Origin of the sequence: Nocardia camponoti (assembly GCF_014646135.1) — a bacterium.
Classification (GTDB): domain Bacteria; phylum Actinomycetota; class Actinomycetes; order Mycobacteriales; family Mycobacteriaceae; genus Nocardia; species Nocardia camponoti.
In genome coordinates this window covers 1,572,707-1,590,563 of sequence record NZ_BMMW01000001.1, presented here as the reverse complement: position 1 = coordinate 1,590,563, position 17,857 = coordinate 1,572,707, and the positions used below count along the sequence as shown (strand labels likewise).

17 protein-coding genes are annotated in these 17,857 nt (G+C 65.4%); 9 read left to right on the top strand and 8 right to left on the bottom strand.

What is annotated here, in order from left to right:
• Nucleotides 1-86 precede the first annotated feature (86 nt).
• The 4 genes from IEX78_RS07300 (at nt 87) to IEX78_RS07285 (ending at nt 3,892) form a co-directional block, all read left to right on the top strand.
• Nucleotides 87-887: an NUDIX hydrolase gene (locus IEX78_RS07300; protein WP_188827984.1), complete on the top strand. Its 801-nt coding sequence runs from the start codon at nt 87-89 to the stop codon at nt 885-887.
• A 9-nt stretch (nt 888-896) separates the two neighbouring features.
• The gene (locus IEX78_RS07295) at nt 897-1,670 is read left to right on the top strand and encodes an enoyl-CoA hydratase-related protein (protein ID WP_188827983.1); all 774 of its coding nucleotides are present in this window, start codon (nt 897-899) and stop codon (nt 1,668-1,670) included.
• A gap of 83 nt (nt 1,671-1,753) precedes the next feature.
• Nucleotides 1,754-2,731, top strand: a complete 978-nt coding sequence (locus IEX78_RS07290) for a class I SAM-dependent methyltransferase (RefSeq protein WP_188827982.1) — start codon at nt 1,754-1,756, stop codon at nt 2,729-2,731.
• A complete protein-coding gene (locus tag IEX78_RS07285) occupies nt 2,732-3,892 on the top strand; it encodes a class I SAM-dependent methyltransferase (RefSeq protein ID WP_188827981.1) in 1,161 nt (386 codons plus the stop codon).
• Here the strand turns inward: IEX78_RS07285 and IEX78_RS07280 are convergent.
• A complete protein-coding gene (locus IEX78_RS07280; RefSeq protein ID WP_188827980.1) occupies nt 3,889-4,434 on the bottom strand; it encodes a DUF1697 domain-containing protein in 546 nt (181 codons plus the stop codon). The genes IEX78_RS07285 and IEX78_RS07280 overlap by 4 nt on opposite strands.
• A gap of 110 nt (nt 4,435-4,544) precedes the next feature.
• Nucleotides 4,545-5,282 carry an acyltransferase gene (locus IEX78_RS07275; protein WP_188828303.1) on the bottom strand — a complete coding sequence of 246 codons (738 nt, stop codon included), beginning with the start codon at nt 5,280-5,282 and terminating at the stop codon, nt 4,545-4,547.
• 126 nt (nt 5,283-5,408) lie between these two features.
• Here IEX78_RS07275 and IEX78_RS07270 point away from each other — a divergent pair, with 126 nt between their 5' ends.
• Nucleotides 5,409-6,698, top strand: a complete 1,290-nt coding sequence (locus tag IEX78_RS07270) for an outer membrane protein assembly factor BamB family protein (protein ID WP_188827979.1) — start codon at nt 5,409-5,411, stop codon at nt 6,696-6,698.
• Here the strand turns inward: IEX78_RS07270 and IEX78_RS07265 are convergent, their stop codons facing one another.
• Nucleotides 6,699-8,630: a TerD family protein gene (locus IEX78_RS07265; protein ID WP_373291524.1), complete on the bottom strand. Its 1,932-nt coding sequence runs from the start codon at nt 8,628-8,630 to the stop codon at nt 6,699-6,701.
• Nucleotides 8,631-8,836: 206 nt separating this feature from the next.
• Between IEX78_RS07265 and IEX78_RS07260 the strand changes: the two genes are divergently transcribed.
• Complete coding sequence (locus tag IEX78_RS07260) at nt 8,837-9,373, top strand: DUF1440 domain-containing protein (RefSeq protein ID WP_188827978.1); 537 nt, start codon at nt 8,837-8,839, stop codon at nt 9,371-9,373.
• On the opposite strand, the gene IEX78_RS07255 is transcribed toward IEX78_RS07260, so the two are convergent.
• The 4 genes from IEX78_RS07255 to IEX78_RS07240 all read right to left on the bottom strand — a co-directional run bounded on the left by IEX78_RS07255 (nt 9,370) and on the right by IEX78_RS07240 (nt 13,381).
• Nucleotides 9,370-9,732 carry a SpoIIAA family protein gene (locus IEX78_RS07255; protein WP_188827977.1) on the bottom strand — a complete coding sequence of 121 codons (363 nt, stop codon included), beginning with the start codon at nt 9,730-9,732 and terminating at the stop codon, nt 9,370-9,372. The genes IEX78_RS07260 and IEX78_RS07255 overlap by 4 nt on opposite strands.
• A 102-nt stretch (nt 9,733-9,834) precedes the next feature.
• Nucleotides 9,835-11,088: a glycosyltransferase family 4 protein gene (locus IEX78_RS07250; protein ID WP_188827976.1), complete on the bottom strand. Its 1,254-nt coding sequence runs from the start codon at nt 11,086-11,088 to the stop codon at nt 9,835-9,837.
• Nucleotides 11,085-12,593 carry a 1,4-alpha-glucan branching protein domain-containing protein gene (locus IEX78_RS07245; protein ID WP_188827975.1) on the bottom strand — a complete coding sequence of 503 codons (1,509 nt, stop codon included), beginning with the start codon at nt 12,591-12,593 and terminating at the stop codon, nt 11,085-11,087. Before IEX78_RS07245 ends, IEX78_RS07250 begins: the two co-directional genes overlap by 4 nt.
• Complete coding sequence (locus IEX78_RS07240; protein ID WP_188827974.1) at nt 12,590-13,381, bottom strand: class I SAM-dependent methyltransferase; 792 nt, start codon at nt 13,379-13,381, stop codon at nt 12,590-12,592. Before IEX78_RS07240 ends, IEX78_RS07245 begins: the two co-directional genes overlap by 4 nt.
• A gap of 220 nt (nt 13,382-13,601) precedes the next feature.
• Here IEX78_RS07240 and IEX78_RS07235 point away from each other — a divergent pair, with 220 nt between their 5' ends.
• Nucleotides 13,602-14,387, top strand: a complete 786-nt coding sequence (locus IEX78_RS07235; protein WP_188827973.1) for an electron transfer flavoprotein subunit beta/FixA family protein — start codon at nt 13,602-13,604, stop codon at nt 14,385-14,387.
• Between the two features lie 42 nt (nt 14,388-14,429).
• Entirely contained in the window at nt 14,430-15,386 is a 957-nt protein-coding gene (locus IEX78_RS07230; protein ID WP_188827972.1) for an electron transfer flavoprotein subunit alpha/FixB family protein, read from the top strand.
• Nucleotides 15,387-15,468: 82 nt separating this feature from the next.
• On the opposite strand, the gene IEX78_RS07225 is transcribed toward IEX78_RS07230, so the two are convergent.
• Nucleotides 15,469-16,323, bottom strand: coding sequence for a LysR family transcriptional regulator (locus IEX78_RS07225; RefSeq protein WP_188827971.1), 855 nt, complete (start codon nt 16,321-16,323; stop codon nt 15,469-15,471).
• Between the two features lie 143 nt (nt 16,324-16,466).
• Here IEX78_RS07225 and IEX78_RS07220 point away from each other — a divergent pair, with 143 nt between their 5' ends.
• Nucleotides 16,467-17,753 carry an NAD(P)/FAD-dependent oxidoreductase gene (locus IEX78_RS07220; RefSeq protein ID WP_188827970.1) on the top strand — a complete coding sequence of 429 codons (1,287 nt, stop codon included), beginning with the start codon at nt 16,467-16,469 and terminating at the stop codon, nt 17,751-17,753.
• Nucleotides 17,754-17,857 lie beyond the last annotated feature (104 nt).

Sequence of the window (17,857 nt, the reverse complement as noted above, 5' to 3'; positions counted from 1 at the left end):
TCACCGCCGTGTTCAGATCGGCGGTCATGCGCACCTTCGCGGGCTATGGTGCGAAAGCGGCATCGGCGCCGCGCGAAGGAGTGCTCATGAGTTCGGCAGTGGCCAAGGACGCATCAACGGTGATGTTGCTGCGTGACGGGACAAGCGGCATCGAAGTGTTCCTCCAGCGGCGGGTTAAGGGCATGGCCTTCGCTGGCGGCGTCACCGTTTTCCCTGGTGGCGGCGTTGATCCCGCCGACGGCACCGCCGATATCGCGTGGGCTGGCCCGTCGCCCGCATGGTGGGCCGAGCGGTTCGCGACAACCGAGCCCACCGCCCAAGCGCTCGTCGCCGCTGCCGTTCGCGAGACGTTCGAAGAGTGCGGCGTGCTGCTCGCTGGCCCGACCGCCGACACCGTCGTCAGTGATTCCAGCGTTTACCGACAAGCGCGCGGACAGCTTGAGCGACGCGAACTTTCGCTCGCGCAGTTCCTCGCGAAAGAAGGTCTGGTGTTGCGCGCCGACCTGCTGCGGCCGTGGTCGAACTGGATTACTCCGCTCGCCGAACCGCGACGCTACGACACCCGCTTCTTCGTCGCTGTCCTGCCCGAAGGTCAACGCGCCGACGGTGAGACTTCCGAAGCGGCGCAAGTCCTTTGGCGCACCCCAGCCGACGCGATCAACAGCTGGACTTCCGGCGTCGACATCCTCATGCCGCCAACATGGTCGCAACTCGACAGCCTCGCCGCCTTCGCCGACACCGCGGCGGTGCTCGCGTCCGAGCGGGAAATCGCGCCGATCATGCCAACCTATCGGCCCGGCGACGCGGGTCGTCCGCTGAGCGACTTCCCCGACAACGAACGCTATTTCGCCATGCTCCCGGGCGGCGGCATCCTCGGCCCCCGGTAAGTTGGCCGCATGGCCGAATTCGTCACGCTTGAGCTGCCCGACGCGCCCACTCGTGGTGTCGCCGTGTTGCGGATCGACCGACCACCGCTGAACTTGGTCGACGCGCAACTCGCGCGTGAGGTTGAAGCGGCGGCGCGGTCGGCGGGCGAGCACCCGTCGGTCGCCGCGTTGATCGTCTACGGCGACGAGCGCGTTTTCAGCGCGGGCGACGAGATGGCCGAACTCGCCGACCTCGACCCCGCCCAGGCGGCACGCCTCGCCCCCGACCTGCAACGCGCGCTGAACTGCCTCGCGTACGTGCCGCAGCCGACGGTCGCCGCGATCAGCGGATACGCCCTCGGCGCTGGGCTTGAATTGGCGCTGAGCGCTGATCACCGCATCGTCGGCGACAACGTCAAGCTCGGCTTCCCGCAGATCAAAGCGGGCCTGATCCCGCTCGCTGGCATCCGCAAGCTGTCGCTGCTGATCGGGCCAAGTAAGGCGAAGGACCTCGTCTACAGCGGCCGATACGTCGGCGCTGACGAGGCGCTGAAGTTGGGGCTCGTCGACGAGGTCGTCGCGCCCGACGACGTGTTGAAGGCGGCGCGCGCGTGGGCGTCGAAATTCGTTCGCGCTTCCCCGCGCGCACTGGCCGCCGCGAAAGCGGTTTTCGAAGCGGGTCCGCACGGCCATTCGCGCGCGGTGACGGAGTGGTCTGCCCTGTTCAACACCGCCGACACCCGGACCGGAACGGCCAGCGTGCTAGCCGACGGACCCAACAGCGCGGAGTTCACGGGCGAGTAGTCCTCGGTCAATCGTCTAGGAAGAATTCCCGCAAACAAGACCGGGGATCGCGTGCGCGGCCTCTCATATTAGGCTGCACTGTTATGACGGTTCATTCCGACGATCCGGCGCCAAACCCGCACGCCACGCAGGCTCAGGTCGAAGCAGCGCTCGAAGACACCAAGCTGGCCCAGGTCCTTTATCACGACTGGGAAGCTGAGACCTATGACGACAAGTGGTCGATCTCTTATGACGAGCGCTGTATCGCCTATGCCCGTGGTCGGTTTGACCTGGCCGTCGGCGCGGCACCGCTGCCGTATGAGCGCGCGCTTGAGCTGGGCTGCGGCACCGGCTTCTTCCTGCTGAACCTGATGCAGGGCGGCGTCGCCAAGTCCGGTTCGGTCACCGACCTGTCGCCGGGCATGGTGAAGGTCGCGCTGCGCAACGCCGAGCACCTTGGCCTCGACGTCGATGGTCGCGTCGCCGACGCCGAAACCATCCCGTACGAGGACGACACCTTCGACCTCGTGTGCGGCCACGCCGTGCTTCACCACATCCCCGACGTTGAGCTGGCGCTCAAGGAATGCCTGCGCGTGCTCAAGCCGGGCGGCCGGTTCGTCTTCGCTGGCGAGCCGACGACCATCGGCAACCTTTACGCCCGTCGCCTTGGTCAGGCGACGTGGAAGATCACGACCGAGATCACCAAGCTGCCGTTCCTTTCGGGGTGGCGTCGGCCACAGACCGAGCTTGACGATTCCTCGCGTGCCGCCGCGCTCGAAGCCGTCGTCGACCTGCACACCTTTGACCCGAGCGACCTTGAGCGCATGGCGCGCTCGGCGGGCGCGGTCGACGTGAAGGCGACCACCGAAGAATTCGCCGCCGCCCTGTGGGGTTGGCCAGTGCGCACGTTTGAAGCCGCCGTGCCGGACGAGAAGCTCACCATGACCTACCGCCTCACGCAGTACCGCGCGTGGCTTGGCCTGAGCTGGCTCGACGAGAACGTGCTGCGCAAGGTTGTCCCGCGTGAGTTCTTCTACAACGCGATGATCACCGGAGTGAAGCCGGATTCGGCGCGCAAGTAAGTGGGGTACGCCTTTGGGCGCGACGATGTCGCCTACCTAGACAGCGCGGCCGGTGCGGTCGCGCTGTCTGAGGTCGACACCCTCGCGCTCACCCCGGCGTCGCATCTGAACGATTTGCAGCGGGTGCGTCGCGATTACGGCGAGCGTGCCGCAGCGTTGATTGAGACAGTTCGCTTGCGCCGCAAGGCAATTGCGAAGCTGCCCGACAGCGCTGGGTGGTTGTTCACTGACGATGCGATGCAGCAGGCGACGCCCGCGTTAGTCGCGCGACATCGTGCCGCGCGGTTGGGTGGGCGGGCTGTCCACGACGTGACGTGCTCGATTGGCGCGGAGCTCGCAGAGTTGTCGACCATGTGCCCGGCGGTGCTCGGCAGCGACCTCGATGACGTGCGGCTGGCGATGGCCGCCCATAACCTCGCCGCGCGAAAGGTGTTGCTGGCCAAGGCTGATGCGCTCATACCCACGTCGCGCGACACCGTCATCATTGCCGACCCAGCCCGTCGCGCTGACGGTCGCCGCACCCACGATCCGGCGAAACTCCAACCGCCCCTTCCCGATCTGCTCACCGCCTACGCGGGCCGCGATATCGCCGTGAAGTCGGCACCCGGGCTCGACTTCGCCGCGCTCGATTGGCAAGGCGAGATCGAGGTTGTCTCGCTCGATGGTGCGGTGAAGGAGGCGTGCCTGTGGTCGCCGGGGCTTGCTGAATCGGGCGTGACCCGTCGCGCGACGGTCCTCGATTCCCACGGCGGCGCAACAACTTTCACCGACGCGATGCCCGACGACATTCCCGAGCGCGCCCCCGGCGACTTCCTGATCGACCCCGACGGTGCGATCGTGCGCGCGGGTTTGGTCCGCCACTACGCGGCGAAACATGGTCTGTGGCAACTAGATCCGCGCATCGCCTACCTCACCGGCGACACCGTGCCCGACGGTGTGCGCGGCTTCCGTATCATCGACCGGCTTGACCTGCGCGAGAAGACGTTGCGTCAGGAACTCGCCCGCCGAGATTGCGGCCGCCTTGAGATCTTGGTGCGCGGCGTCGACGTCGACCCCGACGCCTTCCGTAAGAAGCTCAAACTCCGTGGGACGCAACCATTTACGCTGGTCCTCACCCGCATCGGCCGCGACGGCGTCGCGTTCCTCTGCGAAACTCCCTAGCTTTCCATCTTCTTCACCACCCGCTGCACGGTGAGCCACGTGCGCGTGGTGATGTCTTTGCCGTAGATCTTTTCGAGTCGGCCCATGAACGGCGGCGTGACCCCGGTGCTGTTGTCGAGCACGGTGAGGAAGGCGCGGGTGGGATGGTCGTAGCCGATCACCTTGGTGAGCGGGTCGTCGGCGAATTCGCTGAGATCCGCTTCGATCACGTCGTTTTTGAAGAACGTGACCGTGAGATAGGTGCCGCGCTCGTGGACGCGCCCGTCGAACGGGTCGCGGTCGAGTAGGTCGCGCAGCTCGGGATAGCTGCGGATCAGCGTGCCGCCGGGAATGCCGAGCTCGGCCGAAAGTGCTTGTTGGATGCGATCTTCCAGCACGGCAGGGTCGGTCGACTTCGTCGCGAACGTGAGATTGCCGCTGGCCAGAATCGACGCGACCCGCTCATACCCAAGCCCTTCGAGCACCCCGCGCAGCTTCTCATTGCGCATATTGGGGTTGCTCGGCATGATCCCGCGCAGCAATGCGGCATAGCGTTCGGTCATGGGTGCGACGCTACCCGCGCCCACCGACAATCCATCAAGATCACCAGGCTCTCAGGTAGACAAACGTCGAGTAGAAAAATCCCGGAGAGCCTGGTGATCTTGGTCGGGCGCTACGCCTCGGCCGGTGCGCTCTTCTTACGTTCGATATCGGCCAGCGCCGCCGCGTACGCCGCCCGCTGCTCAGCCGCCGAATCCCATGCGACCTTGCGGTTCTTCACGACCTTCGCCGGCGCACCGACGGCGATGCTGTAATCCGGCACCTCGCCACGAACCACCGCGTGCGCGCCAAGGACGCAACCCCGGCCGACGCGGGTGTCGCGCAACACGGTGACCTTCGCCGCGATCCAGGTGTCGGGGCCGATGCGCACCGGGCTCTTCACGATGCCCTGGTCCTTGATCGGCATGGTGATGTCGTCCATGCGGTGGTCGAAATCGCAGATGTAGCACCAGTCGGCGACCAGGGTCGATTCACCAATCTCGATGTCGAGGTAGGTGTTGACCACGTTGTCCTTGCCGAAAACCACCTTGTCGCCGATGCGCAGCGAACCTTCGTGGCAACGGATGGCGTTGCCGTCACCGATGTGGACCCAGCGGCCGATCTCCATGCGCGCGAGTTCCGGCGTCGCGTGGACTTCGATATTGCGGCCGAGGAAAACCATGCCGCGCAACACGATGTGGGGATTGGCAAGCCGGAATTTGAACAACCGGTAGTACCGCACGAGGTACCAGGGCGTGTAGGCGCGGTTGGCGAGCACCCAACGCAGCGAGTCGCGGGTCAAGAATTTGGCCTGCTGCGGGTCGCGGCGGCGCGATCCCCGCCACCGCGCGTTCAGGGGCGCACCCCACATGCTCGTCACGAACGTGTTCTCCTTATACCCGGGGGTTCGGTCGTCGGTTACACAGAGTACTTTCGGTTCGCACGCCAACTCACCACAACTGGTGCAACCCCGCCGACCTGACAGGGAGATCAGCAGGTGCGAACTCGGACCCGTGTCGTCGCCTCGCTCGCTGCCGCCGCCGTGCTGGCGTTGGCGGGCTGCGGTACCGACGTAGACGACATTACCGTCGGGGCCGGGACGGGGTGGCCCGCAGTCCACCACGACGGACGCAACAGCGGCGTCACGTCGGTGAGCGGCAGCGACGCGATGTCGTTGCGGTGGTCGCGCCCGGTTGGCGGACCGATCGCGCAGCCCGTCACCATCGCCCGCGACGGGCAGCTGTTCCTTACTACTAACGCCGGGCCGTGCACGGTCGCTTCGTTCCAGATCCCGACCGGGCGCAAACGGTTCTGCAATCCGATTGGGCCCGCGTCGATCGAGTCGCCGACCGTCATTGACGGCATGTCGAACGTGTATGTCGGCGACGACGGCGCGGTGAACTCGTTCAATTTCCTCGGTCAGCCGCGTTGGCGCACGCCCGTTGCCGGGGTGCCGACCGCGCTCGCGTTCACCAGCGACGGCAACGTGTTGTCGGTGACACAGTCGGGTCAGGTCGACGTGCTCAGTCGCCAAACGGGTGAGCGAAAGGTGCCGACCGCGCAGTTGCTCGGCGACGCCGATTTCCTGTCGTATCCCGGGTTGACGCGGCCCGCGTCGGGCGACGGTCTCGACGACTGCGTCACCGGCGGTGCCCGCTGCGCGGTGGCGAACAGTGTGGCAATCGATGCGTCGGATCGGTTTTTCGTGACGGTGTGGGAGCCGGGCCGCCCGGCTGCTGCCCTGCGTGCGATGCGCTACGCCGACGGCAAGGTGAGCCAGCTGTGGTCGTCGGAATTCCTCGTTGACGGCAGCGCGACGAGCCCTGCCCTGTCGGCCGACGGCAAAACCGTGTACGTGGGCGACAACAGCAAGCGCCTCATCGCCGTCGACACCGAAACCGGCAAGCCACGTTGGACCGCCCCGCTTGAGTGGGCGCCACGCGGCCCGATCGCGGTAGCCGACAACCTCCTCATCCCGGCAGGCGACGACGGCTACCTGACGGCAGTACGCGACGCGGGCGACCACGCCGAAACCGCTTGGGCGCGAAAGGATCTCGACCAGCGCGGCACCCCGGCAGTGGCGGCCGACCACACGGCATACACGGTGGCCGCGATCGGCGCTGGCCTGAACCTGATCACCTTCGACACGACAACAGGAAACACCGTCGACTCCGACCCTCTCCCGTCGGCGACGGGCACGACAACGGGCACATCCATCGGCCCGAAGGGCGAGGTAGTAGTAGCCACCCGCGTCGGCGAACTCTTCACCTTCGCCCCGGGCCGTTAGCTATTCAACCTCCACCTGCCGAGGAGCAGCCCCAACCCACTCCCGTAGCGGCTGCATGACAGTGCCATAGAAGCTGTCCGTCGCCGCGGTGACGCTTGCGATGAAACTCGCCGCCGTTCCCGAACGCTTGCTGCCCATCGGGAAGCTCTGTTCCAGCGTGAAGGAGACGATCTCAGCGGCTCTGCCGTCAACGAGCGCCTTGGGCTCGGCGCGGAGGGTCTCCAGTGTTTCGCATGTCTCGCCGCCGCGTTCGGCAAACACCGCCTCAACGCGCAACTGTGCTGGCGCGTCGGCGAGTTGTTTGGTCAACCACGTGACGCGCCGCGTGGCGGTGCCTTCATCGGGTGCGGCGACGGTGGTGCGGCAGCGCACCTTGTTGGTGCGAATGTCAGCGACGACAGTCAGGTCGCCAGCAGTTTCGGGGATTCGCAGCACTGCCTCGAAGGACCCGTCCGCAGCGAGTCGCTCGGCTACCGCCGCCGCCCTGCTCGCCGGGTCGGCCCGATGTTTGCGCGCTAACACGTGCTTGACCTCGACGCCAAGCTCGGCGGTGAGTCGCAACGCGAGGTGGCGACTCAGCGCGACCCAGGTGTCGGCCACAGCCAATGCCTTCTGATCGCCCGCGCGCAGCGTGCCCGCGGTGACGGAGTCGCGGACGGTAACCCAATGCCGCCCCATATCGACGAATTCCGCCGCGCCGGAACGCGGGTGGTCGAGATAGCGCAGGAATTCGGCGAGTACCCAGACCTGCAACGGGTCGTCTAAGTCGCTGTGCGCGAGCAACATTCGTGCCTCGTGTGCGACCTCGGCCCATGAGAGGTGTCGCAGCGCGACCTTGGTCAGTTTGCGACGGTCAACCTGAACTGGCAGCTCACCCGGCCCTGCGGGGATGTCGTTGGACAGGCTTACGACCACGTCATACTTCCGTCGTCGCGCCACGTCAAGGTAGCTTTCGAGCTGTTCCTTTTTGAGGCGTCCGGCGCCGGTTTTGCATTCCAGCAGCCCGGTCCACTGCCTCGCTCCTCTGCTGACTTTCAGTACCGCGTCCGGGATGACCTTGGCTTCGCCAGCCTCGTACTGAACTTCGATGTAGCCCTCGAACGCGCCGACGGGGGCACCGAGTCGCGCGCAGATGGCCCGGGCGAACGGCCGCACCGCTTGCATGGTCGAGATCAATGCCGAAGTAGTACGGCGCTCCTGCTCCTCACCCGCCCCGATGCCAAAGACGGAGAACAGTCGCGCGGGTTGCCACGAATCGGACTCTGCCTGGGTGAAGGTGATCGGCTTCGGTTTCCGCACAGGGCGTTTTGCCGTGCGCACCCCGGCTTTGACCGGTGCGGCGGGCGAGGGAACGGCTTCGGCCACAGGGGTGACGGCTTCGGACGCGGGCGCTTCGACAACCTCTGGCTCGTCCTCGACGGTGACACCGAAATCTGTTGCGAGACCGCTCAATCCGGAGTCCCAGCCCTGGCCGACCGCGCGCACTTTCCACGCCCCGTCACGGCGATAGACCTCGCCAAAGACAAACGCGGATTCCGTGTCGGCGTCCGCGGTGAGGTATTCGGCGAGAGAGCCGCCTGCCGCATCGACGATGTGCAGCGAGAGTTTGCCTAGGGCGCCGAAGGTTCCGCTGCTGACACTGCCCGCGAGTACAACGGAGTGGACCTCGACCGGCACGGCGAGCAAGTTGATCGACAGACGGGCCTGTCGGCCTTCCTCAGTCACGCTGCTGCCGAGGAAAGATACTGCGCCGTCCGGTGATTCAGGCTGGTTGTAGAACACGAAATCGGCATCGTCGCGAACGCGCTTGTCTTGTCCAAGTAGGAGCGCTGACGCGTCGACTTCGATATCGCGTTCAGGCCAACCGATTAGAACGTCGATACGCTCGACATCCACTGGCAGCGCGATGTTTTGACCCTTAGATAACAACAACAGCCCACCCTCCGAGACTTGAACAAGACGGTGGCGCCGACTTTTCCTTCAATTCGGAAGCGCCGTTTAGCGAAGCCGAATTATGTGATCGAAGTCACGTTTAGTTCGTTGGTGGTGCGCTTGCCCGTCACGATCACATCACGTTCCCGCCGCTGATCTGCGGCGATGGTGGGGGTAGTGCGAAAAGCGGGGCTACCTTCGGGCGCATGGGATCACTCAAAGAAGCGGTTGTGCGTCCCGCGGTGCAAGGGGCGATCGTGTCGTTCGCTGCCTCTACCGTCAAGTCGATCACTGAGCCGATGCTGGAGAAAGCGTTTGATCGGCTCTTTCCGCCAACCCCACAACAGCTCAAGTTGGTTGGGGCCGATCCGGCCGGGCACCTCGACAACATGCCGCCCGCCGTCATCGCCAACGAGTTCAGTGAAGCCGTCTACGGCAAACCGCTCGACAAAAGCGAGAAACTCAAAGCTCAGCAGGTGATCCACTACGGATTCGGTGCGGTTGTCGGGGCCGCGTATGGGGTCGCGACCGCGAATTGCCCCGCGATCGGGCGCGGGCTGGGTATTCCGGCCGGGCTCGCCCTCTACGGGACAACGCACGCCACGCTGTTGCCACTGTTCGGGGTGCAGCAACCGCCGTGGAAGATGCCGCTGTCGGCGGTGTGCTGGGAAGCGACGAGCCACGCCGTGTTCGGCGCGACCCTCGAAATCGGCCTCCGACTGCTACGCGGTCGCAAGCTCTAGTTCAACCACGCCACCGCGTCGGCTTCGTCGTCAACCGGGAACACCCGCACCTCGGCGGGCAGCGCGAAGTGGAAAAGGTGGATCGCCTCGGTGATGCCCTTGTTGTCGGTGACCACCGCGATGCGACTCCACATGTCGCGCGGCACCTTCACCAGCTGCAAGTCCTGCCACAGCGCGCCGAGGGAATACCCCTGGTAATCCTTGCCGAGGACGAAAAGCAGGCGAATCGGTTCCTCGTGGTCAACGGCGTTTTTGATCGCCGGATCGAGGACGTTCTTGTAGTCGTCGGCGGTGATGGTGCCGCTCGCGCGGAAACCCAACGTCGCTGGACCGAGGTCGGGGATGGGCTGCAAAGGCACGGCTGCTCCTCACGTTGGCGGGACAACACCGCAAGCCAACCCGAAGCCGCCGCGCCCCGCCTCACCCCGAGCGGGTGAACCGAGCAAACCGGCCGCGCACCCCTACTTCGGATCCCGCTCCGGCAACGGCCGCTCATCAATCACCGGACGACCAAGTCCCGTCCGCACCCGACGTTTCGCCGCCGAGTACACCTGCGCCGTCTCGCTCGCGACGACGTCCCAGGAGAAGTCGGCCGTCAACCGCTCACGCGCGGTGTCGGCCCGTTCCTGCGCGGCAACCGGGTCGTCGAGCACCGCGCACGTCGCTTCCACGATCCCGTTCACGTCGGCAGGCTCAAACGAAGCACCGGTCACCCCGTCGATGACCGCTTCCCCGAGCCCGCCCGCCGTCGACGCGATCAACGGCACGCCAGCCGCCGCCGCTTCAAGCGCGACAATCCCGAACGGCTCGTACCGGCTCGGCAACACGATCGCGTCAGCCCCGTGCAACCAACCAAGCAACTCCGTATGGTCAAGGCTGCCAACGAAATTCACCGCGCGCGCAACGCGATGCACGCGGGCACGCTCACGCAACCACTCGAATTGCGTCCCGACCCCAGCGATGGTCAGCGTGGTGCCAGGGTGCGCGCGACGGATGCGCGGCAGCGCGGCGATCGCGTCCTGCACCCCTTTTTCGTACTCAAGTCGCCCCACATACAGCAATCGTGGCGGCCCGGTGCGCGGCGCGCGAGCGCGGAAGGTCCACGCGCCAACGTCAATACCGTTGCGAATCACCGTGATTGGCGAAAGTTCGGGCCCGTAGAGGCGCTCAACCTCGTCCTGCATCGACGACGAGCAGGTGATGAGTTGGTCGGACTCGTTCGTCAGCCACCACTCAACCGAATGCACCTGCCGGTTCACCCGCCCCGAAACCCACCCGCTGTGCCGCCCAGCTTCGGTCGCGTGAATCGTGGAAACCAAAGGGACGTCATAGAATTCGGCCAACGCGATCGATGGATGCGCGACCAACCAGTCGTGCGCGTGCACCACGTCGGGCGTCCAGCCGTCGCCAACACCAGGCTTGCCCAACGCGACGCCAGCGCGCACCATCGCGTGACCCATCGCCAGCGTCCACGCGAGCATGTCTTCGCCGAAGTCGAAGGCGGGCGGGTCTTCCGCGACCGCGACGACCAAGACTCCGTCGGCGATGAACGAGTGCGTTGGGTGCGTGAGCGCGTCGGTACCAGTTGGGCGACGGGCAAGCACGACAACCTCATGCCCAGCGGCGGCCAACTCGACTGCCAAGTGATGCACATGCCGACCGAGCCCGCCGACAACCACCGGCGGGTACTCCCACGACACCATCAAAATCTTCATGACATTCCTTGCAGCCGTCGCGCGTCCAGCCCCGGGAACAGCCCGTCAGCCGTGGCCCATCCTGCCGCGAGACGCGCTGCTTTGGCGACCTGACCGGCACTAATCGCCTCAGCGATTTCCCGAACGGCGTGCGCGTGTTCGTGGGCGCGGTCGCGCGCGTACCCGGCTGCCGAGTCCTTGGAGACCATGAACGCCCAGTCGCTCGACACCGTCAAAATCGCTTCACGCAACAGTTGATCGGCGACCGGATTACGCGGCGACCCTTCGCGCGGCAGCTTGTCGAGGGTGTCGAGGGCGAGTCGAACGATGTCGGCGTTGAGCTCAACAAGATCAGCAACTTGGTCGCCAGCCCACACCCGCCAGTCCTTGCCCGAACCCCACGACGAGTCAGTGAGCTGCACCGGAGCGCCAACGTAGCCGTTCGCACGAGCGTCGGCGAGGGTGCCAACGTTCACGCCAGCCTCGGGCAGTGCACGCAGTACTTGCTCAAGCCACTGCGGACCTTCGTGCCACCAGTGGCCGAACAGTTCGGTGTCGAAGGCGGCGATGACGAGCGCGTCGCGGCCGATGCGCGCGGACTCGTCGATGAGCCGGTTGCGCACGGTTTCGACGAAGTCAGCGACATCGCGCGTGACGGCTTCCGCGGCCAACGCCGGATCGTAAGGGGCCTTGTCAGCACCGGCGACGGTCTTGCCTGTCACCCGCGACGGCTTGAGTCCGGTCGCGTGGTCATAGTGGTGGAAATCGCGGTAGGCGGCGTGACCGGGGTAGCCCTGCTTGGGCGACCACACGCGGTAGCTCACGTGCAGATCCCGCCCAAACGCCACCACATCGGCGTCGCGAACGGGCCGACCGAGCGAGGAATCGCCGCGCAGCGATGGCCCGTCGACCATGAAATGCGTCACACCCGCGGCGTCGTAACCGACCTCCATGCCGGGCGTGTACCCGCATTCGGGTGCCCAGATGCCGGTGGGTTGCGTGCCCCAGCGCAGCCGCGCGTCGGCGAGGCCTTCGGTGAGTTGGAATTGGCGCAGTCGCGCGTCAAGCAACGGCTGGAATGGGTGCGCGAGCGGACCGCCGAGCAGTTCGATGGCGTCGGCGTCGATGAGCGAGCGCCACACCGGCGAACCGCCATGTCGCCATTCGCGTTCAAAATCGGCCAAAGCTGTTGCGGCTAAGCGATGTTCATGACGACCAAGCGCGACGTTGCCCGACATCGACGCCTCATCAGCGCGCAACTGCCAGTTGCCAAGCCAGTGATGCATGCCAGCGAGGCAGTGCGGATCGTCGAGTTGGGCGGCGAGCACGGGCGTGATGCCCAGACTCAGCAAGTGTGAACGACCTTCTGCCGCAAGGTTTTTCAACACCTTGACCAGCGGAAGGTACGACGCGGCCCACGACTGGTAAAGCCACTCCTCGCCAACCGGCCACCGCCCATGATGGGCGAGCCACGGCAGGTGTGAGTGCAGAACGAAGGTGAACTGCCCGGGAACGCGCTCGCTCACGCCGACGCCTTGGTTGCGATCGCGACGAGGTCGAGGCTGGCGTCGATGTCGTCGCCCGCGCGCAGGTCGAAGTCGTCGATGGTCACGGCGGCGACGTCGGCGGTGAGGTCGGCGGGCCACGGTTCGCCAGCGAGCGCCCGCTCGATTTGGGCGTCGATGAACGAACCGCCGTGCTTGGCGTCGAGGTCGCGCAGCGTTTCGCCGTGGTAGACGCCGAGCATCTCGTCAACGACGAAACCGGCGTCGACCAGCAGCTCGGTGAGTTCGACCGCGTTCAGTTCACGCGTGTGGAACGGGTTGAGAGGGGTGTCGCGACCGGGGGAGAAGGTGATGCGGTTGGGCGTCGAGATCAGCAGCTTGCCGCCCGGCCGCAGCACGCGCAGGCATTCGCGCAGGAACTGGCCCTGATCCCAAAGGTGTTCGATAACTTGGAAATTCACGACGACGTCGACTGAGGCGTCATCGAGGGGGAGCGCGGCTAGGTTGCCCTGAACCATTTCCACGCGCGGGTAGCGCGCGCGTACGTGCGCGACAGCACTGTCGTCATAGTCGAGACCAATAACTCGCGTCGCGACGTCGGCGATCATGTTCGCGCCGTAACCCTCACCGGAACCAGCTTCGAGAACGTCGCGGTCGACACAGTGTCGCAGCAGGCGGGCGTAGGCGATCTCGTGCCGACGGAACCAGTAATTCTCCTCGGCGATTCCAGGCACGGTCCGCTCGCCGGTCAACGGCAGTGGTTGTTGTGTATCGGCCACTGGTGCGGCAGGGATCACAGCCTCGCTCATCCTTTCGACGTTACTGGTACCGCTGGTTCGTCAACACGTCAGGGACCTGTTCCGAAGGTCTTGTGCAACTAGGTTACCCACGAGTAACTTAGCGTAGGGTAGTGTTCTGTCCCGAACTAGACCTGAGCTATACCTGAGCTAGATTTCACACCCGGCGCGTACGGCCCAGCTCGTGCGGCCAACCACCTCACGTGTCCAAGAAGGAGGTCGACGAAGACCGATGCCGAACATCGTCGTACTCATCAAGCAGGTTCCTGACACCTGGTCCGAGCGCAAGCTGACCGATGGTGACTACACCCTCGACCGCGAGGCCGCCGACGCGGTGCTCGACGAGATCAACGAGCGCGCCGTTGAGGAAGCGCTGCTGATCAAGGAAGCCCAGGGTGGCGAGGTCACCGTGCTGGCCGCCGGTCCCGACCGCGCGACCGAGGCCATCCGCAAGGCCCTTTCCATGGGTGCCGACAAGGCCATCCACATCAACGACCCCGCGATCCACGGCTCTGACGCCGTGCAGACCGCGTACGTCCTCGCGGCCGCGCTTGGCCAGGTCGAAGGCGTCGAGTTGGTCATCGCTGGCAACGAGGCGACCGACGGTCGCGCCGGTGCCGTCCCCGCGATCATCGCCGAGTACATCGGCATCCCGCAGCTCACGCACCTGCGCAAGCTGGTCGTCGACGGCGACAAGATCACCGGCGAGCGTGAGACCGACGAGGGCGTCTTCAAGCTTGAGGCTTCGCTGCCCGCGATCGTCTCGGTCACCGAGAAGATCAACGAGCCGCGCTTCCCGTCCTTCAAGGGCATCATGGCCGCCAAGAAGAAGGAAGTTCAGGTCTGGACCCTGGCTGACCTTGGCGTCGACCCGGAGACGGTCGGTGTCGCCAACGCTGGCACCCAGGTCACCGGCGCAACCCCGAAGCCTGCCCGCACCGCAGGCGCGAAGATCACTGACGAGGGCGAAGGCGGCAACCAGATCGCCACTTACCTCATCGGTCAGAAGATCATCTGATTCGGCCCGTCCGAACTTATCTAAGCCACTAGGAGAAAGAACATGGCTGAAGTACTCGTGCTCGTTGAGCACGCCGACGGTGCTGTCAAGAAGGTCACCACCGAACTGCTCACCGCCGCCCGCACCCTCGGCGAGCCCGCCGCTGTCGTGCTCGGCTCGGCTGGCACCGCCGACAAGCTCGCCGCTTCGCTGGCCGCCGCTGGCGCTGAGAAGATCTACGTCGCCGAGTCCGACGACGTTGAGGGCTTCCTCGTGACCCCGAAGGTCGACGTCCTCGCCGGCCTGGTCGACGCCGCCGCCCCCGCCGCCGTGCTCGTCGCCGCCACCGCTGAGGGCAAGGAGGTGTCGGGCCGCCTTGCCGCGCGCATCGGCTCCGGCCTGCTCGTCGACGTGATCGGCATCAACGCCGACGGTTCGGTCACCGGCTCGATCTTCGGTGGCGCGTTCACCGTCGACGCCAAGGCCACCGGCGATGTCCCGGTCATCTCGGTCCGTCCGGGTGCCATCGAAGCCGCGCCGACCGCTGGTGCGGGCGAGCAGGTTGTCGTTGAGGTTCCCGCCCAGGAAGAGGGCGTCGTCAAGGTCACCTCGCGTGAGCCCATCGTTGGCGGCGACCGCCCCGAGCTCACCGAGGCGTCGATCGTCGTTTCCGGTGGTCGTGGTGTCGGTTCGGCCGACAACTTCGCCGTCGTCGAGGCGCTCGCCGACTCGCTCGGTGCCGCCGTTGGCGCTTCGCGTGCCGCTGTCGACTCGGGCTACTACCCGGGCCAGTTCCAGGTTGGTCAGACCGGCAAGACGGTTTCGCCGCAGCTCTACATCGCCCTCGGCATTTCCGGTGCCATCCAGCACCGCGCGGGCATGCAGACCTCGAAGACCATCGTCGCGGTCAACAAGGACGAAGAGGCGCCCATCTTCGAGATCGCCGATTACGGCATCGTTGGCGACCTGTTCAACGTGTCCCCGCAGCTGACCGAAGCGGTCAAAGCTCACAAGGGCTAATTCGCTTCACACCGCTGTCCGAACGGCCCGGTTCCCATTGTGGGAGCCGGGCCGTTGGTGTTTGGCCGCCCTCGAATGCTGATCAGTGGCGGTGTAGTGCGTCCAAAAGGGTTACCAGGATGGGGTTTTCGCGCGCGTCCTCGCGCAGGACGGCCGAGACGGGGATGCGCAAGCGGTGATCGGTGAGTTCCAATGTCGCCAAACCCTTTGTGGGGCCCTCATATAGGACCGTCCACGAGTCCGGGTGGTTGAGTAGCTCCATGGTCGCGGTGTGGTCCGGGGGGATCGGCGGGCCGAAGGTTGGCCCCTTCGGCAAGTCGGCGAACGCGGTGCGAATGAGCGTGTGCAGCAACACCTGTTCCGATTCCGGGGGCAACAAAAGCGGGTACGGGCTCAGCTCGGCGAGGGTCACTTCACCACGCTCGGCGAGTGGGTGCGTGCTCGCGATCGCGATCACCAAGTCTTCCACCCACAACTGCTCGACAACCACCCCCGGCTGATCGACGCTGCCGCGAATCAGCGCCAGTTCACAGTCACCTTCCGCGACGGCCAGAATCCGCTGACGGAACGGCTTGATCACGTACTCGATCTCGGCCTCAGGATGCGCGGCCCGCGCCGCGGCGATCGCCGACAGCGACCGCGCGGCAAACGACATATTCGCCGCCAACCGCACCTGCGGGCCCACTGTTCGCACGGCGGCCCGGATCGCCGACTCCAGGCTCAACATCTGCTTGGCGAGCGGCAGCAGGCGCATGGTCGCGTCGGTCGGCACTACCGCGCGCGTTGTCCGTTCGAACAGTTGCGCCCCGAGGTCACGTTCGAGTCTCGCGATCTGATGGCTGATCGCGCTTTGGGAGATGTAACAACGATTGGCAGCGCGACTAAAACTGAGCTCCTCACACACCGCGACGAAGTACGCCAGTTGACGCAATTCCATGCCTGACCTCCATTAATTAGCAATCAAGATAAGAGTCATCTTCATTATGCGCCTAGCCGGGCGAAACATATGCGTTCCGCATCGCGTTTACTCATAGGAAGAACGAAAACGCCGAATAACTTGTTGGTACGGGAGCACCGATCATGGAAACCACTGATGTCGTCATCGTCGGCTCGGGCTTTGGTGGCCTTGCCGCCGCGAAGCAGCTCGCTAAGTCACGAGTCAATGTCGTGTTGATCTCGAGTACTCCCGAGCACCTGTTCCAGCCGCTGCTTTATCAGGTGGCCACCGGCGTGCTTGACGCCCACGAGATCGCGCCGCCGATCAAGAACGTACTGCGTCGCCACCCCACGATCGACGTCCGCCTCGGCAAGGTCACGGCTATCGACGCCGACGCCGCGGTCCTCACCTACGAGACGGCCGAAGGCACCAAGCAAATCGGCTACGCCTCGCTGATCGCGGCGACGGGCGCGAACCAGTCCTACTTCGGTCGCGACGATTTCGCGGCAAAGACGTTCTCGCTCAAGACCATTGACGATGCGACCCGCCTCCGCGTGCAGATCGCGCGGGTGTTCGCCGAAGCGGAGAAGGCCGACGAGGTCACCCGCCACAAGCTGCTCAGCTTCGTTGTTGTCGGCGCGGGCGCGACCGGTGTTGAGGTGGCTGGCCAGATTCAGGAACTGGCACGTCGCCACTTCCACCTGCCGGTGTCGGTCACGCTGGTTGAAGGTGCGGGCGCGGTTCTGCCGCCGTTCGGTGGCGGGCTTTCGGAGTACGCGAAGCAGTCGCTGGTTGATAGTGGTGTTGAGGTGCTGCTTGGCACGTTCGTCACCGACATTGACGAAGGCAAGGTCACCGTCAAGGACAGCGACGGCATCGAGCGCAAGATCGCGGCCGAGACCGTCGTGTGGTCGGCCGGTGTGCAGGCGGGCGGGTTCGCGACGATCCTCGCCGAGGCGACCGGTGCCGAAACCGATCGCGCTGGTCGACTGCTCATCAACCCCGACCTCACCGTTGGCGGCCACGCCGATATCTACGCCATCGGCGACATGACGTCGCTCAACGGCTACCCGGGTCAGTCCCCGGTCGCGATGCAGGAAGGTCGCCACGCCGCCGACATCATCCGTCGCAAGATCGACGCTGGCACGCCGTTTGTCTACTGGGACAAGGGCAGCATGGCCGTGATCAGCCGCTTCAGCGCGGTCGTGAAGCTCAACGACCGTGTCAGCTTCCGCGGCACGATCGCGTGGGGCATGTGGTTGGCGGTGCACCTGATGTACCTGGTTGGGTTCCGCAACCGCTTCGCCGCTGTCGCTTCGTGGTTGGTCGCGTTCATCGGCACCGCGCGTCCGGGCTTTGACGGGGTCAAGGCGGTTGCCGCCGCGCCGGAACCCGTTGTCGCGGAACGCGAAAGTGTGCTCACGCACTGAGTTAGTGAGACTGTAAGGCCGTCGACCAAGGTTGGCGGCCTTTCGGTTTTCCGGGCGAAAACGCGAGCCTACAACCGCGATGGGAAACCGTAATCGCGCAGGTA